General features: G+C 47.6%; 20 protein-coding genes. 1 reads left to right on the top strand and 19 read right to left on the bottom strand.

The genetic code is table 11. The features are described from left to right. From AC5V8P_RS09170 to AC5V8P_RS09160, 3 genes are all read right to left on the bottom strand, one after another. On the bottom strand, window positions 1-1,609 hold a 1,609-nt coding region (locus tag AC5V8P_RS09170; protein ID WP_495473606.1), incomplete at its 3' end, for an ATP-dependent DNA helicase RecG. Window position 1,610: 1 nt separating this feature from the next. Beyond that, window positions 1,611-2,480, bottom strand: a complete 870-nt coding sequence (locus AC5V8P_RS09165) for a DegV family protein (RefSeq protein WP_063213616.1) — start codon at window positions 2,478-2,480, stop codon at window positions 1,611-1,613. A gap of 49 nt (window positions 2,481-2,529) precedes the next feature. Continuing rightward, a complete protein-coding gene (locus AC5V8P_RS09160) occupies window positions 2,530-4,314 on the bottom strand; it encodes a DAK2 domain-containing protein (RefSeq protein ID WP_064796314.1) in 1,785 nt (594 codons plus the stop codon). Window positions 4,315-4,813: 499 nt separating this feature from the next. Here AC5V8P_RS09160 and rpmB point away from each other — a divergent pair, with 499 nt between their 5' ends. Next, window positions 4,814-5,002 carry a 50S ribosomal protein L28 gene (rpmB, locus tag AC5V8P_RS09155; RefSeq protein WP_013310881.1) on the top strand — a complete coding sequence of 63 codons (189 nt, stop codon included), beginning with the start codon at window positions 4,814-4,816 and terminating at the stop codon, window positions 5,000-5,002. Window positions 5,003-5,225: 223 nt separating this feature from the next. On the opposite strand, the gene spoVM is transcribed toward rpmB, so the two are convergent. The 16 genes from spoVM to AC5V8P_RS09075 all read right to left on the bottom strand — a co-directional run bounded on the left by spoVM (window position 5,226) and on the right by AC5V8P_RS09075 (window position 22,663). After that, a complete protein-coding gene (gene spoVM / locus AC5V8P_RS09150; protein WP_010345573.1) occupies window positions 5,226-5,306 on the bottom strand; it encodes a stage V sporulation protein SpoVM in 81 nt (26 codons plus the stop codon). A gap of 390 nt (window positions 5,307-5,696) precedes the next feature. Continuing rightward, window positions 5,697-6,365: a ribulose-phosphate 3-epimerase gene (gene rpe / locus AC5V8P_RS09145; protein ID WP_063213618.1), complete on the bottom strand. Its 669-nt coding sequence runs from the start codon at window positions 6,363-6,365 to the stop codon at window positions 5,697-5,699. Window positions 6,366-6,369: 4 nt separating this feature from the next. Then, window positions 6,370-7,287, bottom strand: coding sequence for a ribosome small subunit-dependent GTPase A (gene rsgA, locus AC5V8P_RS09140; RefSeq protein ID WP_063213619.1), 918 nt, complete (start codon window positions 7,285-7,287; stop codon window positions 6,370-6,372). 73 nt (window positions 7,288-7,360) lie between these two features. Continuing rightward, window positions 7,361-9,640: a Stk1 family PASTA domain-containing Ser/Thr kinase gene (gene pknB / locus AC5V8P_RS09135; RefSeq protein ID WP_064796313.1), complete on the bottom strand. Its 2,280-nt coding sequence runs from the start codon at window positions 9,638-9,640 to the stop codon at window positions 7,361-7,363. Then, a complete protein-coding gene (locus AC5V8P_RS09130; protein ID WP_063213621.1) occupies window positions 9,637-10,413 on the bottom strand; it encodes a Stp1/IreP family PP2C-type Ser/Thr phosphatase in 777 nt (258 codons plus the stop codon). The genes pknB and AC5V8P_RS09130 overlap by 4 nt, the downstream gene beginning before the upstream one ends. Before the next feature lie 6 nt (window positions 10,414-10,419). Next, window positions 10,420-11,460 carry a dual-specificity RNA methyltransferase RlmN gene (gene rlmN, locus AC5V8P_RS09125; RefSeq protein ID WP_063213707.1) on the bottom strand — a complete coding sequence of 347 codons (1,041 nt, stop codon included), beginning with the start codon at window positions 11,458-11,460 and terminating at the stop codon, window positions 10,420-10,422. 186 nt (window positions 11,461-11,646) lie between these two features. After that, window positions 11,647-13,062 (bottom strand): 16S rRNA (cytosine(967)-C(5))-methyltransferase RsmB, encoded by a 1,416-nt coding sequence (gene rsmB / locus AC5V8P_RS09120; protein ID WP_064796312.1) that lies wholly within the window; start codon window positions 13,060-13,062, stop codon window positions 11,647-11,649. Continuing rightward, window positions 13,059-14,018 (bottom strand): methionyl-tRNA formyltransferase, encoded by a 960-nt coding sequence (gene fmt, locus AC5V8P_RS09115; RefSeq protein WP_063213623.1) that lies wholly within the window; start codon window positions 14,016-14,018, stop codon window positions 13,059-13,061. Before fmt ends, rsmB begins: the two co-directional genes overlap by 4 nt. 6 nt (window positions 14,019-14,024) lie before the next feature. Continuing rightward, window positions 14,025-14,522: a peptide deformylase gene (gene def / locus AC5V8P_RS09110; protein ID WP_063213624.1), complete on the bottom strand. Its 498-nt coding sequence runs from the start codon at window positions 14,520-14,522 to the stop codon at window positions 14,025-14,027. A gap of 132 nt (window positions 14,523-14,654) precedes the next feature. Next, on the bottom strand, window positions 14,655-17,231 hold the full coding sequence (priA, locus tag AC5V8P_RS09105; protein ID WP_064796311.1) for a primosomal protein N': 2,577 nt from the start codon (window positions 17,229-17,231) through the stop codon (window positions 14,655-14,657). Beyond that, a complete protein-coding gene (coaBC, locus tag AC5V8P_RS09100; protein WP_064796310.1) occupies window positions 17,231-18,535 on the bottom strand; it encodes a bifunctional phosphopantothenoylcysteine decarboxylase/phosphopantothenate--cysteine ligase CoaBC in 1,305 nt (434 codons plus the stop codon). Before coaBC ends, priA begins: the two co-directional genes overlap by 1 nt. Before the next feature lie 90 nt (window positions 18,536-18,625). Further along, on the bottom strand, window positions 18,626-18,829 hold the full coding sequence (gene rpoZ / locus AC5V8P_RS09095) for a DNA-directed RNA polymerase subunit omega (RefSeq protein ID WP_013371850.1): 204 nt from the start codon (window positions 18,827-18,829) through the stop codon (window positions 18,626-18,628). 121 nt (window positions 18,830-18,950) lie between these two features. After that, window positions 18,951-19,523, bottom strand: a complete 573-nt coding sequence (gmk, locus tag AC5V8P_RS09090; RefSeq protein ID WP_013371851.1) for a guanylate kinase — start codon at window positions 19,521-19,523, stop codon at window positions 18,951-18,953. Window positions 19,524-19,537: 14 nt separating this feature from the next. Beyond that, entirely contained in the window at window positions 19,538-19,798 is a 261-nt protein-coding gene (gene remA, locus AC5V8P_RS09085) for an extracellular matrix/biofilm regulator RemA (protein ID WP_005548256.1), read from the bottom strand. A 55-nt stretch (window positions 19,799-19,853) separates the two neighbouring features. Then, entirely contained in the window at window positions 19,854-20,741 is an 888-nt protein-coding gene (locus tag AC5V8P_RS09080; protein WP_063213627.1) for a YicC/YloC family endoribonuclease, read from the bottom strand. Window positions 20,742-20,776: 35 nt separating this feature from the next. Beyond that, window positions 20,777-22,663: a bifunctional homocysteine S-methyltransferase/methylenetetrahydrofolate reductase gene (locus tag AC5V8P_RS09075; protein WP_064796309.1), complete on the bottom strand. Its 1,887-nt coding sequence runs from the start codon at window positions 22,661-22,663 to the stop codon at window positions 20,777-20,779. Window positions 22,664-22,853 lie beyond the last annotated feature (190 nt).

The raw sequence follows: 22,853 nt of genomic DNA, 5'->3' as shown, positions 1-22,853 counted from the left end.
CAACCGTGGTTGAAACGAGTAACTGAACCTCGTTTGCATAGAAAGAACGCATAACTTCTTCCTTTTCTGCAGGAGTCATTCGCCCATGCAGTAGCCCAACACGATAATGTGGAAAGGCCTGCTGCATTTGAATATGCAGATCGATGGCATTCTGTACATCCAGCTTCTCCGACTCTTCAATCAACGGACAAATCAGATAAGCCTGCCGTCCCTGATCTACCTCTCGGGAAATAAAACCGAGCACTCGATCCATCAGTTCGTGCTTCACCCAATACGTAGAAATCGGAATACGTCCTTTGGGACGCTCTGATATCGTAGAAACATCCATATCACCAAAAGCAGTAATCGCCAGCGTACGCGGGATCGGTGTGGCTGTCATGGTCAGTACATCCGGATTGTAACCCTTGCGGCGCAATACACTACGCTGATTTACCCCGAATCTATGCTGTTCATCCGTTACAACTAGACCAAGCTGGCGGAAATACACATCCTCCTGAATAAGGGCATGCGTGCCCACTACAATGTCCAGCAGACCCATCTGAAGAGCGGCAAGCAACTCCTTACGCTTCTTCCCCGTTGTACTTCCTGTCAGTAAGCCCACGCTGATTCCAAAGGGTTCAAACAGCTTTTGAAGCGACCGCATATGCTGCTCGGCCAAAATTTCGGTTGGCACCATCAGTGCTCCCTGAAAACCGGAACGTACTGTTGCAAATAAACCGATGGCAGCAACCACTGTTTTCCCCGATCCCACATCCCCTTGGAGCAGACGGTTCATGCAATAAGGCGAGCGTAGATCATGGAGTATTTCAAGCTCAACCTTCTTTTGTGCATCCGTTAATTCAAAGGGCAAAGCCCTCACAAATTCACGAATCGTGGCGTTATCCACCGTATGCACCACCCCGTCCGCTCGACCGCGATTTAACGCCCGGAATGCCTGCATTTTCAACTGAAATAAAAATAGTTCCTCATACACCATCCGTCCCCGTGCCTCTTGTCCCTCTCGATTGTCCTGAGGTTGGTGTATGCCTGCAATCGCCTGCTTGCGCGGCATCATACTATACTTTCGTACCAGCTGATCCGGCAATATCTCGGGAATCATTTGACCAAACTGCTGGAGCGTCTGATTCATTGTTTTTCGCATCCAGCTCTGCGTAATCTTGCCCCCTATAGAGTATACGGGTTGAAGTGTTCCCGAACGGGCCACTCCTTTATCAGGAAACTCAGAGTCTGCAACAGTCATCTGCATTCGCTTAAGATCCCATTTCCCCGTCACCACAATTTCACGGCCTGATGTTAGCTGATCTTTTAGAAAATGCCGATTAAACCATGTTGCAGTAAACATCCAGTCCTCAGCCATCAATTTACAAGTCAACCTTGATTTGCGCCCATAACGTTGAAGCACCGGAATGCCCATGATTTTTGCCTGTACTGTAACCTTATCTCCGTCCTTCACTTCGCTTAGCGAGCGCAGTCGGTAATCTTCATACCGAAACGGATAGTATTCCAGCATGTCTTGCACATTAGAAATGCCAAAAGCGTGAAGCTCTCCTTCTTTGAGAGCACTCACGCCGTGTATTTGTTTTAAAGGTATTTGATCCAATTGCAGCATATTATCTCTCATCTCCAGCCGGCCATGCAAAAATACCAATCGTTCCTGGTCCCACATGAGTTCCGATCACGGCACCAAGTTCAGTATATATTTGATCTCCCAGTTCAAAATGCTCTGCCAGCTGAGCGACGAACGCTTCTGCCGTCGAGCGATCTGCTGTATGACCCACAGCAATATTAATTTTTTGGCCTTTTAAATCGCGCTCCAGTAGTTCAATAATTCGCGCTGTCGCTTTTTTATTCCCTCTCGCCTTATCAGCCGAATAAATAATGCCTTCTTTGTCAATTGAAAGAATCGGCTTAATGTTAAGCAACGTACCAACCATAGCCGCTGCCTTGCCAATTCGTCCACCTTTTTGCAAGTATTCCAGTGTATCCACCAGGAAATACAAACAACGGCGTTCCCCGAGACGTTTAACAGCCTGAACAATATCAGCTGGAGATTGCCCGGCAGCCGCCAGCTCTGCGGCATAAACCACGAGCATACCATATCCATATGAGGCCGACTTGGAATCCACAACGGTCACTCTATCTTCATGTTTCTCCAACATGGACTTGCCCAGCAGGGCGGATTGATACGTTCCGCTCACACCCGAAGATAAATGGATAGAGACAATCTGGCTCTCGGGATATTGCTCCAACAACGTCCTATACGTCTCCAAAAAGCGGGCGGGTGATGGCTGTGACGTCGTAGGCAGCTCATCAGCCCGTACCAACTCACTGTAAAACTGCGCAGCTGACATCTCAATGCCGTCCAGATAAGCTGTGCTGCCGAACATCACCGTCAGCGGTACGACAACTATACCGAGACGGTCTACTAATTCCTGTGGAATATCAGCTGTGCTGTCCGTCAAAATGATAGTACTGCTCATCGGTCAGTCCTCCTTTTGTAGTGGGCTTCTATGGCTGCACTACACCTCATCAGGTTTCCACGGAGAACAGATAAGGATAAATCGGCTGACCACCTTCGTGGACTTCCACTTCAACATCCGAATAATTTTCTTCAAGCCACACAACAAGCTGGTCTGTCTCTTCTTGTTTTGCGTCCGATCCTGTAAGAATCGTAACAATTTCATCGCCGTTCACCAACATTTTCGCCAGCAAAAGACGAGCAGTTGCCATTAATTGCTCCTCGGTCGCCACAATTTTAGAATCCTGAATACCAATATAGTGCCCAGCCGTAATATGCAGCTCATCAAGTGTCGTATCCCGTACCGCATAGGTCACTTGTCCAGACTTCACACGGGTGACCGCATCCCGCATATTATCTTGATTGACCTCAAAGGCTTCTTCCTCTTGGAAGGCAAATGCAGCTGCAATGCCTTGTGGGATTGTTTTGCTCGGAATCACCGACACCAAACGTTCCACTTCTAGCAATTCACGCGCTTGTTCAGCCGCCAAGATTATATTGGAATTATTAGGCAGAATAAAAATATGTTGAGCCGCAATCGAGCGGGCCGCATTAACGAAGTCCTCTGTGCTTGGATTCATGGTCTGACCACCAGAAAGGACAACATCAACACCCAAGCTTCTGAAAATATCAGCAATCCCTTCACCAGGAGCCACAGCTATAAAGCCAAAGGGGGCCAGTTCATGAGCTGGAGGCTCAGAAGGCTCATCCTCACGTGCAGGCTCTGCTGGTATTTCAGCAAACCACTCAGGCTCAGGAGCACCATCCATGCCCGCAGACAACAAATCACGATGCTGTTCACGCATATTCAAAATTCGAATCTGAGTAATTTCTCCGTAGCGCAGCGCAAGATTCAATACTTCACCCGGAGCCTTAGAATGCACATGTACCTTGATGACATCATCGTCCGAAATAACGATAATCGAATCACCATCTACTGACAACGCTTTCCGGAAAACTTCCTCATCAAAATTCGTACCTTGCGCTTCGCCCAATTGTCGATTAATAAAAAACTCCATATCATACAAAAACTCAATATTATCCGTTTCGAGCTTCGCCTGCGCAGAAATAGGCGCATCTGGAGAAGGAGCAACCGGCGCATCAGTAGGTCTCTCCGACACATAAGGAGTAAAAGTAGGACGTACATTATTGCCTTTAGAAGTTGGAGCGGTTACCAATCCGCTTCCCAGATGCTGCATAAACCCTTCATAAATATACACAAGCCCTTGCCCACCCGAGTCTACAACTCCTACTTGCTTCAGTACAGGGAGCATGTCCTGTGTCATGGCAAGCGTTTGCTTTGCTTTGGCAAGCACTTCTTCCATCAGTTCTGTGATGTCGTTCGTCCGGCGCGAGAAAAACACAGCATGTCTGGCCGCTTCCTTCGCCACGGTAAGAATTGTACCCTCCACCGGCTTAACCACCGCCTTGTAGGCCGCATCCACCCCGCTCTGCAATGCCGATGCGAACTGAAGGGTATTCAATTCCTCGTATGGGGCAGCGTAACGGCTGAAGCCACGGAACAACTGAGACAGGATAACCCCTGAATTGCCGCGGGCCCCCATCAGCAAGCCTTTGGATAATATGCCGGACATGACACCGATAGAGGAAGAATCTCCCCTCTTTAATTCCGTTACGCCCGCGCGCATCGTCAGATTCATATTCGTTCCCGTATCACCGTCTGGCACCGGGAATACATTTAGCGAATTGACATGTTCCGCATGCTGCTGTAATTGTTCCGCCCCGGCTAAAACCATCGCGGTAAAGTCTGTTCCATTCAAAGAACGATTACTCAAGAGAATTCCCCTTCCTAGCTTAATACAATTGTTTTGCAATCCATTTTCACAACACCTTGTTCAAGGTTCAATTGAATTATACTAAAGCCAGACGACGAATACGAATGTCACCCTTTCAGCAAGCTTCCGCACCATCCCCTGGTTTCTTTCCACAGCTCATATAATATGAAAAACCAGTCAACTGCCCAACAAAAAATCATTGGCCGGAATGATGATTATGGTCCCGCCTCTGAACTGCCCGGCATGACTGGAATAAAAATTCACATTTCATTAAAAAACAAAATAGTCGCAGCAATAGCTATCCCATATTGTACTATAATGCGAAAGAGAAATAAATAAAGTTTTTGAATCAGTTGACGGAGCTTTTTTGACTATGATATTATATTTAAGTATTGTTTTGTTCAGGTTAGTGACTTATAAAGTCCGGCTGACCCAGTCGGCCTGAAGAGCGACCCATTCCATATGGAGTTTGGTTATTTTCAGAATAGGAGGTGGAATCATGTCTCGTAAATGTTCTGTAACAGGCAAAAAGCCTGGCAGCGGTAACCACGTATCTCACGCTAACAACCGTAATCGCCGTACTTGGGGCGTCAACGTACAAAAAGTTCGCATTCTCGTTAACGGTAAACCGAAACGCGTTTATGTCAGCACTCGTGCATTGAAAGCCGGTAAAGTGACTCGCGTGTAGTCGTAAAAAAATATCGTTATAAACAAAAGGCACCTCGTTTTAAACGGGTGCTTTTTTGGTTGCTCGAATAATATCCCACTGATTCAGGAGGATAAATTGTCAGGCACCTTCCCGTGCGTTCCTGTCGTTTACTGCCGAGCTATTATTCTGCTATGCCCGGGAAGCATGCCTTCTGTGTACCTTTGGCCTTCATCCTACATTCTGTGTTAGCGTTACATTGATTTCAGTTCTTCTGGAATGTATTCAAAATGGCTTTGACGAATCCACCCAGAAATTTTGGCAGCTTGATTGTGTAAAACTTCATGCCTCACCCTCCCCATCATCCTCCTGCATCCGTTCTCTGTAGTTTATGCAACCTATCAAGGGTTGTTGCCCCACAAAAAAAGGCTACATGAGAATCCCGCTCATGTAACCATATTTATGCACAACCATCCCAGGCTATACCATCAGACAAGTCCGCGTACATAGAGATATGTTGAGAGTATGAAAATAAACAGAATATAATAAAGCACACTGAACACTACAAAACCAATACGCAAACCACGCCGTTCATTTTTACGAAAATAAAACATGACAATAAGAACTGCCAAAAGTGAAAGAATAGCATTCCAAGGCGCCTTTACTAGCGAGAAACAACTGAGGGTCAGCCCCGTCAGTATACTCGCTAAGGTCATCCATAGTGCTTCAGTTAGCTTCACTGGGACAAATGAGCAACACTATTCCGAATAGTCGTAATAGCCGCTGCGCGGTCTGCTTTGCCGTATACCGCACTACCTGCCACCAATACGTTGGCACCCGCTTCAAATACGGCTGGTGCCGTCTCCTCCGCAATACCTCCGTCCACCTCGATATGTACGTCTGGACGACCCAATTCGTTCAACCAAGCACGGATTTGTCTGATTTTATTCAACGTTTCTGGAATGAAGGACTGACCGCCAAAACCAGGATTAACCGTCATCACTAGAATCATATCCACATTAGGCAGTACTTCCTTGATCACGTATGGTGATGTTCCCGGATTGAGAGCCACTCCCGCCAACGCTCCTTGCTGTTTGATCAAGTGAATGACACCATGCAAATGAACACAGGCCTCAGCATGAACCGTGATGATATCGGCTCCTGCTTTTATGAAATCGCCAATATAACGTTCAGGGTGCTCAATCATAAGGTGAACGTCCAATGGGAGATTCGTATGCGGCCGAATAGCCTGAACGATAGGGGGACCCAGTGTAATGTTGGGTACAAAATGACCATCCATAACATCCACATGAATCCAATCTGCTCCCGCTGCCTGAGCTTCCGCTACTTCACTGCCCAAACTAGCAAAATCAGCGGATAAAATCGACGGTGCTATTTTTAACATATGCTCAATACCTCCGCTTTTTTTCTTTTAATTCCTGATAAAATTGCAGATAACTGTCATATCTTCCCTGTGAAATATGTCCTTCTTCCAGAGCCTCTCTTACTTTACAGCCAGGTTCGTGAATATGCGTGCAACCTCGAAATTTGCAGCCTTCCGCATACTGTTGGAATTCTCGAAAACAAGGAGATAACTCTTCGACACCCAGCTCCAAAAAATCCAGTTGGCTAAACCCTGGTGTATCCGCTACAAACCCACCGTTGTCTAGAGGAATCAGCTCCACATGGCGAGTTGTATGTCTTCCTCGTCCCAGCTTATTGCTTATGGCGCTCGTCTCTAGCGTTAACCCGGGCTCCAAAGCATTAAGCATGGAGGACTTTCCTACACCTGACTGACCGGAAAACACGCTGATTTGACCGGCCAACAGTTTCTTAAGCTCAGCCGTCCCCTCTCCGGTACGGGCACTAGTTACCAGCACCTCGTAACCGATCTTCCGATACATTTCCTGAACCATCAGCACCGTATCATCTTCTGAAGGATCGCCTTCATACAGATCGCGCTTGGTCAGACAGATAATTGTATCCAGCCCGGCGTGCTCAATATGGACTAAAAATTTGTCCAGTAAGGGCAGGTTTAAATCCGGCTCACGCAGGGAAAACAGCAGCACGGCCAGCGTGGTATTAGCAACCGGAGGGCGAATCAGCTCCGTCGTACGCTTTCTAATCTCCTTGACCATACCTTCTCCGTTTTCAGTCAGTTCATAAACGACCCGATCACCGACAAGAGGTGTAATCTCTTTTTTCTTGAACAGACCGCGTGCTCTGCATTGTACCGTAGCTTCGCCGGATACCGGACGCCCATCCTGATCCAGGCTGGAGACATAATAATATCCGCTGAGCGCCTTGACGATCAGACCTTCAGGCATGTGTAAGATGTCCTCCTTCATAAAGTTCAAGTTTCATTGTGTGGAACAGGTTAAGCTTCTTTCTCTCGTAAGTTTACTGATGCTGCACAGCCTCGATCACTTTGTCTTTCTTTTTGTGGGGGCCATGACCTGGGGTGTTTTTTTTGCTAACCGCCAACTCACTGCGCGCAGCTCCATCCGTTCCTGGGGCGAAGGCAGAAGGGTCACCATTGCCTTCAGTGCCCTCCTGGTTATTAGAGTCGCCTCCACCATTACCACTATCATTAGAAGATTCCCCGTTGTTTCCTTCCTCGCCGTTTCCATTTCCATTTCCATTCTGCGAGGAAGTACCACCAGATGTATCGGCCGGTGTTGTTCCCGCGGGTGGAGCGATTTGAGGCATCGTCACCGTTCCATTTTTGGCATCAATATAAGAAACAGGATACGTATCAACAAACTTACCATCTCTATATACGGAGACGACACTATCTTTATTCGGAGCCATCAGCAGGTTGATAGTAAACACCTGTGTCGTATTAATCGTACGGCTTCCCCATTCCTGATTTTCTCCACGTGCATCTGTATAAGTGATACGAATTTTACTGTTCTTGCCCTCTTCCTTCGGCGCCACAGGTACATTAAACGCTAACGTAATCGCCTCTGGCGGGTAACCAGTACTTACGTAAAATGTAATTTCCGTATTTGGGGGCAATTCACTGCCTGCCTCTGACGGCCATTGCTTGGTTACTTTTCCTTTTTCCTGCTCATAGCTAGATTCCTCTTTGATCGAACCAACCTTAAGCCCTGCTTTTTTAACCTCATTTTCCGCTTGGCTCTGCGTCATCCCCACCAGATTCGGCATTTTAACAGTGGCAGCACCTTTGCTGACTGTGAGCACTACCTGAACCGAATCCTTATCAAATGGTTCATTGGCAGCGGGTGTTTGGCTAAGGACGGTCCCTTCGGGTTGATCACTGAACTGCCCATTTTGCTGAATCTGCGTTTCCTTAATTTGTTGGGCAGTCAGTAGCTTGACAGCATTCTCGTAGCTTTGTCCTTTGACATCGGGCATCGGAGTGAGCGGCTTGGCAATCCCGACCTTCAGACTAATCTCTGTGCCTTCCTTGACTTGGGAACCTTCAGGGTAGCTTTGATAAAAAACAACTCCCGGTGCAATCCCCTCTTTATATTCATGCTGGATTGGCTCGTCAATGACGAGGCCTGCTTTACTTAGAATGAGCTTCGCTTGGTCTTCTGTTTGTGTCAGTACACTTGGTACTTTCACCTCAGGCACGACAAGTGCACTTTGCACATAATACACCACGCCGCCCATGCACAAAAGCAGCACTAACACTAGTGTTACCCAGAAGATCGCTTTTTTTCTACTTTTCTTGGACGATTGCTTGCCCGGAAGCTGTTCAGACTCCCGAGGTTGGACAGGCTCATCGTCACCACTGGAAGACACCCCTAATTGTTGAGGCTTAATTGCCGGGATCACTCGCGTTTGGTCCTCATCATCCAAATGTGCAAACTCCAACTTGGATTCATTACGCCGTCCGGGTAGCAGACAGGTTTCCAAATCTCTTAGCATTTCGTCTGCCGATTGGTAACGTTCCTCCGGATTTTTTCGCATTGATTTTAAAATAACATTTTCCACACTTTGCGGAATCAACGGGTTAATTTTACGTGGTTCCTCGAATTCCTCTTGTAAATGCTTAAGTGCTACACTAATTGGGCTTTCTCCCAGAAAAGGCAGCTGTGCTGTCAGCATTTGATATAAGACAATACCTAAAGAATATAAGTCCGATTTTTCGCCAGTAACGACACCCTTTGCATGCTCAGGTGAAAAATAATGAACAGAACCCACAACAGAACCTGTCTGTGTAATTGTCGTTGACGTAACAGCTCGAGCAATCCCAAAGTCGGTAACCTTAACCCGTCCATTACGTCCAATTAAAATATTATGTGGCTTAATGTCCCGGTGAATAATCTGGTTTTGGTGAGCATGTTCCAGCGCATCACAAATCTGGGAAGCAATCCGCACTGCTTCATCCACTTGCAATGGTGCACGTTCTTTAATAATCTCATTCAAATTTTTGCCTTCGACGCACTCCATTACAATATAATGGATTTCATCTTCTTGACCGACATCATAAATACTGACCACATTCGAATGAGAAAGCGAAGCTGCTGACTGTGCTTCGCGCCGAAACCGGCGAATAAATTCCTCATCATGAACAAATTGCTGACGCAACACCTTAACCGCAACGTTGCGATTCAGCAAAATGTCTTGAGCCTTATACACCAGCGCCATACCACCGCCGCCGATGCGCTCAATAATTTCGTATCTTCCCCCAAGCAGGTGCCCGATCATGCTTCACACCCCTTTTCACTCAATGAAACCGTGTTGTCGGGCAATTCAAACAAAGCCACAGTAATGTTATCGTCTCCACCTGCAAGCAACGCTAGATGCAGCAAACGATCCGCACGTTCCTCCAAAGGATTTTCCGCGGCACCTACTACCTTACTGATCTGTTCCTCTGTTACCAAATTGCTTAATCCGTCGCTGCATAGTAATAGCACATCGCCTTTGTCCAGCGTAACGGTGTCGATGTCCACCTTCACCTCGGAATCAGTGCCCAATGCCCGTGTCAACACATTGCGACGGGGATGGTTCTCCCGCTCTTCCTTACTGATCTGTCCGTTCTTGAACAACTCATTAACTAATGTATGGTCTTCTGTAAGCTGACGCACCGTCCCTTTGGATATAACATAAGCGCGACTGTCACCAATATGTCCGATAATTCCAGATGCATTGTTGAGCAAAACAGCAACAACTGTCGTCCCCATGTTATGATACTGCTCATCGCTCGCAGCCGTTTGGAAGATGACTTCATTGGCATGCAAAATAGCGTCGCTGAGCGCCGCCGTCAAAGAATGTGCGGATAATCCGCTCTCCAGCGTCGCCAAATCAGCGGCAAGTGTCTCTACCGCAAGGCGGCTGGCCGTATCACCGGCCAAATGCCCCCCCATACCATCGGCAACAATCCCCAGAATATAACCTTGCTCCAAGTGCCTGATCCAGGCAGAATCCTCATTTACCGAACGCACGCGTCCGACATGGCTGACATGAACTGTATTGATCAAATGGTTTCACCCCAACTCCATATGCTTTGCACGCAACTGGCCGCAGGCAGCGGCAATATCGTGACCCTGTTCACGCCGGATCGTCACATTGACGCCTTTTTCGGCAAGAATACGTTGAAAATTAAAAATATCGCTGCGCGATGTGCGTACATATTTACGCTCAGGCACATGGTTGACTGGAATCAAATTGACGTGACACAGCATGTCCTTCAACACATCCGCAAGCTCTTCAGCATGTTCCGCCTGGTCGTTTACCCCACCGATCAAGGCATATTCAAACGAAATTCTTCGTCCTGTCTTAGCAAGATAATAGCGAAGAGAATCCATAACATCCTTAAAAGGATAACGCCGATTGACAGGCATCAGCTTCGAACGAAGCGCATCATTAGGCGCATGAATGGATATGGCCAGATTAATCTGTGTATCCTCGTCAGCAAATTTATAAATATTCGGTACAATGCCACTGGTTGACACCGTAATATGACGTTGACCAATATTCAGACCCTTCTCATGAATCATTGTCCGCAAAAATGTCATCGTCGCGTCATAATTCTCAAAGGGCTCGCCTGAGCCCATAATCACAATGCTGCTCACTCGTTCATTCGTTTTATCCAAAATTTTCTGAGCCTGCACCACCTGTGCCGTAATTTCGCCAGCCGTCAGGTTTCGTTTGAGACCTCCCAGCGTCGAGGCACAAAAAGTGCAGCCAATCCGGCAGCCCACTTGAGTCGTTACACAAATACTGTTTCCGTAATTGTGTCTCATGATAACCGTCTCAATCGCATGGTCATCGTGTAAACCAAACAGAAATTTAACAGTACCATCTTTCGATTCCAGCTTTGTAATTTCGTGCAGTGTCACAAAACTGAATTGCTCCTCCAGCTTCTCTCGCAGCGCCTTGGACAAATTCGTCATCTCACTGAAGTTATTGACCCGCTTTACATACAGCCAGTCAAAAATTTGTCCTCCCCGAAAGGCAGGCTCGCCATTATTTTTGGCCCAGTCCTGAAGCTCTTCCAGTGTTAAATCATATATAAAAGGTTTCATCAATATTTGCACCCGTTCCTTCTTTGTTAAGTTCTGTTTGATCGCAGATCGTATTTTTCATTCTTCCTATTTTAGCACAAATCCCCGAGGGGGTAAAAATTTTTCGTCTTCATGCAAAAAACCGCCGGAGGTATCCGGCGGATTGTGGAAATACTGGTGGACAGCTACCTGAAATTCTCTTTCGAGCTACTTTACCCGGCGCAGACGCGCGATATAAAATCCGTCACTATGGAAATCCTGCGGCAACAGCTGTACCGAGCCTTTCCGCATATTGTCCTTCTCGTGACTCATGTCTGGAAAAGAATGATCCTTTGCCAACTCATACTCTGGATGTTCGCTTAAAAACCGAGCCAATTGCCCTTCATTTTCGTCAGGTTCAATCGTGCAAGTGCTGTATACCAGAATACCACCCGGCTTCAACAGTCCGGCCACATTATCCAGCAACTCATGCTGCAGTTGAGTAATGTCGCGCACATCCTCTGCAGTTTTGCTCCAACGCAGATCGGGTTTACGGCGAATCACTCCAAAGCCAGAGCACGGCGCATCCAACAAAATACGATCAAAAGAAGCGGGGGAATATCGTTTTTTTAGATCCAAAGCATCGCCGGTAACCGTCTCTACGGCATCCAGACCAAGCCGATTCGCTTGCTCACGGATTAATTGATGCTTGTGGGCATGCAGATCGTTCGCAACGATCCGGCCGCGATCCTTCATCAGTTCAGCCATATGAGATGTTTTGCCGCCTGGAGCCGCGCAGCAATCCAGCACTGTCATGCCGGGCTCAGGAGCGACCGCTTCGGCAACAAGCATGGAGCTTTCATCCTGTATAGATAATAATCCATCCGTATACCAAGAGGTAAGCGCCATATTTCCGCCGCTACGAACAACAATCCCATAGGGGCTAACAGATGATGGAACAGCATCAACCCCTTTTGCGACCATCTCGTCCAGCAGCTGGTCACGACTGATCATCGTCGTATTCACTCGTACGCTGACCACAGGGGGCTCGTTATTAGCCCTACATATAGCCTCAGCTGTCTCTGCACCGTATTGCTTGATCCAGCGCTTAACTAGCCACTGCGGATGGGAATGTTCCAACGAAATCCGTTCCTCTGCTGACAACCCGTCAGGAATACGCAGCTTGTCCGGCTCACGCAGCATGCTGCGAAGCACGCCATTGACCATACCGGATATCCCCTGATGTCCGCGCCGCTTGGCAATGGTCACTGCTTCGCTAACCACTGCATGGTCCGGAACCCGATCCAGATACACTAGCTGATATACGCTCATCCGCAGCAATGAACGTACCCATGGCTGAAGCTTGGCCGTTCCTTTTTGGACAAATTTATTCAGAAAATAATCCAGAGTGTTTCGGCGTGCGACTGTACCGTATACAAGTTCTGTCGTCAAACCAGCGTCACTTGCAGATAGGCCCGCCTGCTGAAGCCGACGATTGAGCTCGAGATTGCTATACGCGCCCTCTTGCTCTACACCGATCAACACATCAAGTGCAACTTCCCGTGCCGTCTGTTTGCGAGTCATGCCAGATCTGGCCCCTACACCCTTGCGTTGGTCTCCCTGACGGGAGTGTCCCCCGCTCACCCGAGCACCATGCCAGGCTTCATCTGTCCGCCGCGTGCAAAGGTGCCAGCTTCCATAACCTTTTTGCCTGCCGGTTGAACCTGAGTCAGCCAGAGGGTGCCTTCACCTGTCTGCACCTCAATACCACGAGCAGTTAATTGAAGAACTGTACCGGGTGCTGGAGTATTTGAGCCACTTGCTTCATTATTTATGGAAGGCTGCTCCGCAGCCCATATTTTAAAAACATTATTCTCCCAGAGTGTAAACGCGCCGGAGAAAGGAACCAGGCCGCGAATCCGGTTGTATATTTGCTGCGCATGATCACTCCAAGTAATGCGCTCATCATCACGGGTCAGGTTCGGGGCATAGGTCGCCTCGTCCTCATTTTGCGGCGTCCGGTCTGATTGCCCTGCCAGCAACTTGGGCAGTTCGTCCTGCAAAAGTCTAGCTCCGGCTACGCTTAGCTTCTCAAAAATGGTGCCCGACGTATCCTCAGGCTCTATAGCAACTTCAACCCGCGATATCATGTCGCCAGTGTCCAACCCTTCCGCCATATACATTAGCGTCACGCCTGTCACCGTTTCGCCGTTAATAATTGCGCGCTGGATCGGTGCCCCTCCCCGATAACGGGGAAGTAGCGAACCATGCACATTCAAACAGCCGAAACGAGGCAGGTCTAATACAGACTTAGGCAAAATTTGCCCATAAGCTGCGGTTACGATCAGGTCGGGATGTAACTCCGCCACCTGAGCCACCGCTTCCGGCTGCCGCAGGCGGGTCGGTTGCAGCACAGGCAGTCCGCGCTTCTCAGCTGCTTCCTTGACTGGTGTAGGCGTCAATATTTTTTTTCGTCCCTGTGGTTTATCTGGCTGAGTAATTACACCGACCACGTTATATCCGTTGTCCAGCAACATGTTCAGCGATGGCACTGCAAATTCGGGTGTTCCCATAAAGATAATACGAATATCTTGACTCATCGAACCTCACTCCCCTGTCTGACGGTTCGGTCCTGGTTGTTCCAGAGCAACCTCATATACTTTTTCTGCAATATCCGTGAACAATACTCCATTTAAATGGTCGATTTCATGCTGAAAAGCACGAGAAAGCAACCCAGTCGCTGTTACGGTAATAGCCTTGCCCTCGCGATCCAGTCCCTTGACTGTAACCTTCTCGGCACGACGTACATCCCCGTTCAACCCCGGAATACTCAGGCAGCCTTCAGGTCCCAGTTGCTCCCCTTCTTCGGCCACAATTTCCGGATTGATCATTTTAATCAAGCCATGCTCATCTCCAGCATCTACGACGATGAGCCGCTTCAGAATACCTACCTGCGGAGCAGCAAGACCTACTCCTTCCGCTTCATACATCGTATCTGCCATATCGTCCAGCAGCTTTTGCACATTAGGCGTAATTTTAGTAACTTCTTTTGCAACTTTATGCAATACATCATCCGGTTCCAGTACTATAATTCTAATTGACATGACAACAGAACACCTTCCTCTTTTTCCTTCATTTAGGCTTTACTGTATTCATCACAAACGCGACTGCTACATTATCCTATGTACGGACGACTTGTCCGCATCAATCGTGCTAGTAACTTTAGTATTAATACGCTACATAAGCATTTGCGGATCAACATCCAGACTAATCAGCAACTTTTGTGCCTGTGCAGATTCAGCCATTTCATCAGCTACTTGCTGAGCCAAACCAATGGCGTCGATATTTCCACGCCATTTTATCATACATTGAAATCGGTATCTATTCTTGATCCTTGAAATGGGCGAAGCTACAGGCCCCAAAATGTCCAGCACATCCGATGTAAGCCGGTCCATATTCCCGAACCAGCCCCGTTGTCTGGCTCGTCCTTGTAGTGTCGCTGAGTAATTTTCAGCCAATCGAACCAGTACAGGAAGCTGTTCATGAGAGAAGGACACCAAAATAAGTCGGCAATATGGCGGATAATGCAAATTGCGGCGGTGTTTCAACTCTTCCCTCACAAAAGAAGCATAATCATGACGGCTGGCGTGAACCACCGAGTAATGCTCTGGAGTGTAGGATTGTACGAATACTTCCCCCGGCAATTGATGCCTTCCAGCACGCCCGGCTACTTGTGTTAAAAGCTGGAATGTCTTTTCCGCAGCCCGAAAGTCCGGTAAATTAAGAGCAGAATCCGCAGTAATGACACCTACCAGCGTGACATCGGGAAAGTCTAGCCCCTTGGCTACCATTTGAGTACCCAGCAGAACATCTGCTTTTTTATCACGAAACTGCTTGAGCAGCTTTTCATGAGCATTTTTTTCAGTTGTTGTATCGACATCCATTCGGACAACTCGTATACCAGGAAATAGCTTAGCCAACTCTTCTTCCACTCGCTGAGTGCCTGTACCGAAGTAGCGAATATGCTCACTTCCGCATTCCGGACAAGTCTGAGGAACCTGCTCGGAATAACCGCAATAATGGCAGCGTAAATTGTTCGACCGCTGATGATAAGTAAGCGAAATATCGCAATCCGGACACCCCGCTACATAGCCACAACTCCGGCACATGACGAACGTGGAGTGACCACGTCGATTCAACAGTAATACCGTCTGCTCCTTACGCTCTAATCGCTCTGCGATTCCATTATGCAAAGCGCGGCTAAACATGGAGCGGTTGCCAGCCCGCAGTTCCTCACGCATGTCCATGATATGGACTTCGGGTAACGTGTTCCCCAATGCGCGGGTTGGCATTTCAAGCAGCAACGGCGCAAACTCGTCATTGCTTTGGGACCGAGCGGCATAATAGCTTTCCAATGATGGTGTAGCTGAACCGAGAATAACGACAGCTCCATGCTGGTGTGCTCTGCGAATAGCTACATCACGCGCATGGTATTTTGGGGTCTCTTCCTGTTTATAGGACGTTTCGTGCTCCTCATCCATAATAATGAGCCCCAGCTCACGAAAAGGAGCAAATACTGCCGAACGAGCGCCGATCGCGACTTTCACACGACCTTCGCGTATTTTTCGCCACTCATCGTACCGTTCTCCTCCGGACAACCTGCTGTGCATCACGGCCACCTGGTCGCCAAAACGGCCTTTGAAACGTTCAACCATTTGTGGGGTTAACGATATTTCAGGTACAAGCACAATAGCCTGGCGATTCTGCTCGATACAACGCTGAATGGTTTGCAGATAGATTTCCGTCTTGCCGCTCCCTGTGACTCCATGCAGCAAATAAGCTCCTTGCTCACGGATATCCAGCTGACGAACAATCCGTTCATACACTGACTGCTGCTCTGCCGTAAGCGGGAGAGGATCTGTAGGCTTGAAGTGTCTGCCCCGATAGGGATCGCGGAAGACTTCAACGTCTTCCTGGAATACATAGCCCTTATCTTCCAGTGCCTTAACCGTGGCAGCTGAAACACCTAGCGAGGACATTACTTCCTTCAGCGGCAGAGGCAGAAACTCGCTACGTTCCAGTAAAAAAGCAAGTACCTCCCGCTGACGCTGCGCCTTGGCAGAAAATTGCTCCAACGCCATGGATGCCTCATCTATGCTGATAGCCAGATCAACAGCTTTCATCGTCTTTTTGCTAAGCTTGTCTTTAATAATCTGGCTTTCTTGAAGCACTCCGCGGCGTAACAGCGATTTAATAACCTCTGCCTCCGCGGGAAAACGTCTACTGAGTTGCTGCAGCGGGACTTGCTCCTTATTCTGAATAAAGCTAACAATCTGGCGCTCCACCGGGTCACTCATGCCATCGTCGGTCAGAAGAGCCCATTCGATCTCATCCTCCTGATTAGACAATGTAGTCCGCTGTGGGTTCGTCCACTTATGCTGTTCGGCAATTGAAATATAACGTTCCGCCTTGCCCTTAAGCGCGGTAGGAATCATCACTTGCAGTGCCATAATTTGATTGCAAGCATAACGTTCGCTCATCCATTTGCCCAGTTCGACCAGATCTGGAGATAAGGGCGGTACTAAATCCAGCAGCTCCTGAATCGCCCTCATCCTGTATTTTGGCGGTTCCTCAGCTGGAACTACCGAGATGACAAAAGCCTGCACCGTCCGTTTGCCAAAAGGGACAGCTACCCGACTACCAGGCTCAACCCAAGGCCTCATGGAATCCGGTATCAGATAATCGAAGGTACGATCTGTATCTTTGGCAGGTACATCGACAATAACCTTGGCAACTAAATTGCCTGTTTCCATTAATGCAGCACCCCACCCATGCGTTCCGCGGCCAGAGTAAGCAATTTACGCGCAACTTCTTCCTTTGACTGTACAGGGATCTGCTCTACCATCCCGCTTCGGTCATATATTTGAACAGCATTCGTATCCACACCAAAACCAGCACCCTCTACAGTTACATCGTTAGCCGCAAGCAAATCACAGTTTTTACGTTCTAATTTATCTATTGCATACGTTTCTAAATTTCCCGTTTCTGCTGCAAAACCAATTAAGAATTGATGTTTCTTGCTGCGTCCGAGTGTTTCAAGAATGTCGACGTTCTTTACTAACTCCAGTGTAAGCACACTATCCTTTTTCTTGATCTTGGTCTGTGCCACCTCACGTGGTCGATAGTCTGCTACGGCAGCAGCCATAACGACCAGATCACTCGTTTCCCATTGCTTTAACACGGCCTGGTACATGTCTTCAGCTGACTGCACTCGTTCAAGCGAAATACCTGAAGGTGGCTCCGCGCTGGTATTGGCAGCAATCAATTGCACCTCTGCACCCATCTCCTGAGCCACTTTTGCAATGGCAAAGCCCATTTTACCCGATGAATCATTCGTAATATAACGGACAGGATCAATTCGCTCAATCGTGCCCCCAGCTGTAACAATGACTTTTTTTCCTGAAAGCGCCAATTTGTTCTTATTCACAAGTGGCTCAGATACTGAGTTCTCCGTAGATTCGCTTCCAAACCACCGTGGTTCAGACTTGATTGTAGCTTCGGGTTCCTGAGCTTGCTGATCAAAAAAGCGCTCGATCGTCTCCACAATAGTTTCCGGCTCTTCCAAACGTCCTTTGCCAACATAACCGCAAGCCAGTAATCCTTCCCCGGGTTCAATCATCTTCACACCACGTGATACGAGCGTCTCCATATTTTGCATGACAGCCGGATGAGTATACATATGTACGTTCATCGCAGGAGCCACCATAATAGGCGCTGTCGTAGCCAGCAATGTTGTGGATAGCATATCATCAGCAAGACCATGCGCCATTTTTCCGATGATATTCGCCGTTGCAGGAGCAACCAGCACCAAATCAGCCGCATCCGCCAGATGAATATGAGATACGATGGACGGCTCTCTTTCATCAAATGTATCACTGTATACCGGATTGCGAGAGAGTGATTGCAGCGTAAGTTCGGTAATAAACTCCTTGGCAGAAGCCGTCATAATCACATGAACATCTGCTCCCTTTTGCGTCAACTTACTGCACAGCGCCGCCCCTTTATAGGCAGCAATCCCGCCGGTTATACCAAGAATAATAACTTTCCCCTTCAACATCGTTAACTCCCCCTGACCGAAAAAAATAACAACCTTGCGGTTGTCAAAGGAATTGGCATTGCGCCTGGCTATAATGATTGTCTATAATTCTTATTCTTCTTCGCCGCTTTCAAGTAAAAGATGATCTGCATAGATCTCTTCCAGAGCTACCCCAACCTGTTTGTGAGATTTAGGACTTTTCAAACTCGTCTTTTCGCCCTCACGCAACTGTCTAGCACGGCGTGATGCCGCTACAACCAGCGAATATTTACTATCTACTTTTTTCATCATTTCATCAATGGAAGGATACAGCACGAATAGACACCTCTTCATGTAGTTTTAAGCTGTATAAGCTGAACTCCAGTGTACACCTTCAAGCTCAGCTTATACAGTATTATTTCTTTTTAAATACACCTGACATATGTAAAGCCCTCGCTTAAGGTCGAACCTTACAATGTTCGGCGATAATAATGGATTCTATTCGTTTACAAGCGAAATCAATCTCATCATTGACAACCGCATAATCATAGTGGCGCAACAAATTCATTTCGTCCACAGCTACCGACATACGATGATCAATGGTAGCTTGAGTTTCTGTGCCACGTCCACGAATTCTATCCTTTAATTCATCCAGTGAAGGCGGAAGCAGGAATATGAAAATACCTTCAGGAAACTTTTCTTTAACTTTAAGCGCACCCTGAACCTCTATTTCCAAAAAGATATCTTTGCCCTGGGCAAGCGTCTGGTCTACAAAATCACGTGGAGTGCCATAGTAGTTACCTACATACTCTGCATACTCCAGCAATTCATCCCGTTCAATCATGCCTAAAAATTCTTCACGTGTTTTGAAAAAGTAGGTCACTCCATCCTGTTCGCCCGAACGAGGTGTCCGAGTCGTAGCAGATACGGAATACGTTATCTCAGGTAGCTTTTCGCGCAATGCATTGCCTACCGTCCCTTTACCGACACCCGAAGGTCCGGATATTACAAATAATAATCCCTTAGCCATAGTACACTCCATTTTTATTCGTCATTGTCATCATCTTTAGTGGATAGGCGATGAGCGACCGTCTCCGGCTGCACCGCAGACAGGATTACATGATCACTATCTGTAATAATAACAGCCCGTGTCCGGCGGCCATAGGTAGCATCAATTAACATATGACGGTCCCTGGCTTCCTGTATAATCCGCTTGATCGGAGCAGACTCCGGACTGACGATGGAGATTATTCGGTTGGCCGACACGATATTGCCGAAGCCAATATTGATCAATTTGATTGCCATATTCAGGTCTTTCCCCCTATACATTGACTATTGCAGCCGTGCCGCTACCAGGTAGCTACTCAATATTTGCAGCCTGCTCACGAATTTTTTCAAGCTCTGCTTTCATCTCGACAACCAAATTAACCAATGTGAGATGATTAGCCTTGGAGCCGATCGTGTTGACTTCCCTGTTCATTTCCTGGATTAAAAAATCTAATTTGCGACCGGCCGGCTCGTCCGACAGCAGCAACCTTTTGCACTGTCCAAAATGACTTTGAAGCCGGGTAAGCTCCTCATCAATATTGCTGCGATCTGCGAATAACGCAATCTCCATTCCGAACTTATGTTCATCAAGCGTAAATGAACCGTCCTGAAGCTCTTTAAGCCTGTGCTTCAGCCTGTTACGGTAGTCGCTCACAACATGAGGAGCCAACACCGTCATTTCCTGATGAAGGGATTCCAGACGTAAAATACGGGATTCCACATCCTGTGCCAAATGTCCGCCTTCTCGCCTTCTCATCTCCAGCAAGCCTTGCAAAGCCTCGTTCAAAGCTCGCTGTAGCTGCTCTTCCCAGCCCTCTTCGTCTCCATTGTGAGCCTCTCCAGGCTCACCCAGAACATCCGGCAAAGTGAGGATATCACTTATACCTAGTGTTCCTTTCACGCCATAACGATCCGCCAGCTGCTCCGCTGCACGCAGGTAAGCCTGCACCACAGTGTCATTCAACCGTGCGGCGGGTATCTGTTCTTCATCACGTTCCCTGTGGATGAATACATCGATACGACCGCGTTTAATCTGCTGTTGAACCGTTCTTCTCAAGCTATCTTCATAACGAGTCCATTCGCGTGGAATTCTCATCATCACTTCGCAGTAGCGGTGATTGACCGATTTCAATTCCAAGCGCACTTTATACCCCTCATAATGAAGAATAGCTTGACCGTATCCGGTCATACTCAATGACATCGGCATCACATCCATTATACTATTGTAATTGATTATTATAGTCGAAACAAGGGGGCCAGTGCTCGGCCTGATTTTTGCCATACATATGAAGTCAGCTCAGCCGTCATTTCATAGAACATAAAAGGAGTCATCAAATAGATCCCATTAAAATGTTCCATGGCCGTATCTAGCAACTCCTTGGCAATGGACACACCCATTGCTCGGCCTTCCGAGCCCTCCAGCCCCGACATACGTGCACGCACCTCATCGGATAACTGAATACCGGGCACTTCATTGTGCAAGTATTCTGCATTGCGGCCACTAGCTAGCGGCATAATACCGATAAAAATCGGTACCTCCAAATGCCGCGTCTCTTGTGCGATGGCTGTAATCAGCTCGGGATCGTAAACGGGCTGAGTCATAATATAATCGGCCCCGGAGGCAATTTTCTTCTCCAGCCGCTGTACAGCTTTACCCAAGTGCTTAACATTCGGATTAAAAGCAGCACCCACCACAAAATTAGCTTTCTGCTTCAGCGGCTTACCGGAAAATGCGACACCATCATTTAGTTGCTTGATCATGCGTATGATTTCAAAAGATGTCATGTCATACACCGAACTGGCACCTGGTAAATCACCGAACCGCGCTGGATCTCCAGTAACCGCCAGTACATGATCAATACCCAGTGCGTCAAAACCCATCATGTGGGATTGAGTACCAATCAAATTACGGTCACGACATGCGATATGAATTAAAGGACGCAAGCCTGTTTCAATACTAACCAGATGCCCAAGCGCCATGTTGCTCATACGAGTAACTGCCAGCGAATTGTCAGCAAGTGTAAGTGCATCAGCCCCAGCTTTCTTCAAAACATGCGCACCTTGCATAAACCGGGTAATGTCGAGATCTCGCGGAGGATCCAGCTCTACAATGACCGTATGCCGTTCCTTCACTAGATCCACAATGTTGGGGTCGCTGGCATGTCTGCCATTTCCCCATCCCCCTTCATTTGCTGTCTGCTCCACCACATGAATGGACTCTGTCGACAGAGCTTCTATTGAAGCCAACGGGGGCGGTTGCACATTATTTAATGCTTTGGAAATAGCAGCAATATGGTCCGGTGTAGTTCCGCAGCAGCCACCTATCAGCCTCGTGCCAAGATCTACAAAGGATGTGGCGCATTCTCCGAAATATTCAGGTGATGCACCATATACATAGTGACCATCCACATAATCTGCTAATCCCGCATTCGGATATACGGACAACGGCATAGACAAGGGACCGTCCAACTGCTCCATTACACTCATAATTCCCTGCGGACCGGAGTGACAGTTAAACCCGAGGATGTCAGCCCCTTCATTGCGCAGGGTCGAAAAGGCTTCTGCCATTAAGAAACCATCTTGGGTACGACCAACCTGATCGACCGCAAATTGACAAATTACCGGAATATCACTGTATTTACGTACACTGTGAAGCGCAATGCGCATTTCGTCTAGTGAGTAAAACGTTTCGCATAAAATGCCGTCAACCCCTTCGGACAGAAGGGCATCAATCTGCTGCTCGTAGTTTCTTGACAGCTCCAGCTTGGATATATTAAGACGTTTGCCTCCGCAGATGGAACCCACCGCACCTACTACATAATGTTCAGGTCCGGCCGCAGCCTTGGCAATTCTCACACCAGCACGATTAATCTCTTCTACCTTGGATTCCAATCCAAAGCGGGCCAACTTATAATCATTTGCAGAGAACGTATTCGTCTCTAGCACTCGTGCTCCTGCATTTAAATACTGACCATGCACGTCTGATATGACATCAGGCGAAGTAATGTTCAGTTCTTCGTAAGATGTATTTACTGGAAATCCTAGCTGGTATAAAAAAGTACCCATAGCGCCGTCTCCGATAATAATTTCACGATTCAGCACAGTACGCAAATCCGGTTTCATGTCCTCTGCTCCACCCCGCTCTTTATTTTCATACTAATGTAACATAAAGAGACTACAAACATAAGCCAAAAACAAAAAAAGCTGCCTCACGTCCCGACAATATAAATCAGGAGTGAAGCAACTTGATTGGTCATTTTCTATTTTCACTACATTTTCATAGCATTTTCCCATCAGATGAATGGAGAGAGAA

The organism is Paenibacillus sp. N119s (assembly GCF_059447605.1).
The sequence above is the reverse complement of the archived record's forward strand: the minus strand, read 5'-3'. Positions and strand labels throughout refer to the sequence as shown.

Excerpts from the sequence above, each read along its gene's own strand:
- AC5V8P_RS09165 (WP_063213616.1), bottom strand. The coding sequence starts at position 2,480 with ATGAGCAGTACTATCATTTTGACGGACAGCACAGCTGATATTCCACAG.
- rpmB (WP_013310881.1), top strand. The coding sequence starts at position 4,814 with ATGTCTCGTAAATGTTCTGTAACAGGCAAAAAGCCTGGCAGCGGTAAC.
- spoVM (WP_010345573.1), bottom strand. The coding sequence starts at position 5,306 with ATGAAGTTTTACACAATCAAGCTGCCAAAATTTCTGGGTGGATTCGTC.
- rpe (WP_063213618.1), bottom strand. The coding sequence starts at position 6,365 with ATGTTAAAAATAGCACCGTCGATTTTATCCGCTGATTTTGCTAGTTTG.
- rsgA (WP_063213619.1), bottom strand. The coding sequence starts at position 7,287 with ATGCCTGAAGGTCTGATCGTCAAGGCGCTCAGCGGATATTATTATGTC.
- pknB (WP_064796313.1), bottom strand. The coding sequence starts at position 9,640 with ATGATCGGGCACCTGCTTGGGGGAAGATACGAAATTATTGAGCGCATC.
- rlmN (WP_063213707.1), bottom strand. The coding sequence starts at position 11,460 with ATGAAACCTTTTATATATGATTTAACACTGGAAGAGCTTCAGGACTGG.
- fmt (WP_063213623.1), bottom strand. The coding sequence starts at position 14,018 with ATGAGTCAAGATATTCGTATTATCTTTATGGGAACACCCGAATTTGCA.
- def (WP_063213624.1), bottom strand. The coding sequence starts at position 14,522 with ATGTCAATTAGAATTATAGTACTGGAACCGGATGATGTATTGCATAAA.
- priA (WP_064796311.1), bottom strand. The coding sequence starts at position 17,231 with ATGGAAACAGGCAATTTAGTTGCCAAGGTTATTGTCGATGTACCTGCC.
- coaBC (WP_064796310.1), bottom strand. The coding sequence starts at position 18,535 with ATGTTGAAGGGGAAAGTTATTATTCTTGGTATAACCGGCGGGATTGCT.
- gmk (WP_013371851.1), bottom strand. The coding sequence starts at position 19,523 with ATGGCTAAGGGATTATTATTTGTAATATCCGGACCTTCGGGTGTCGGT.
- remA (WP_005548256.1), bottom strand. The coding sequence starts at position 19,798 with ATGGCAATCAAATTGATCAATATTGGCTTCGGCAATATCGTGTCGGCC.
- AC5V8P_RS09080 (WP_063213627.1), bottom strand. The coding sequence starts at position 20,741 with ATGTCATTGAGTATGACCGGATACGGTCAAGCTATTCTTCATTATGAG.
- AC5V8P_RS09075 (WP_064796309.1), bottom strand. The coding sequence starts at position 22,663 with ATGAAACCGGATTTGCGTACTGTGCTGAATCGTGAAATTATTATCGGA.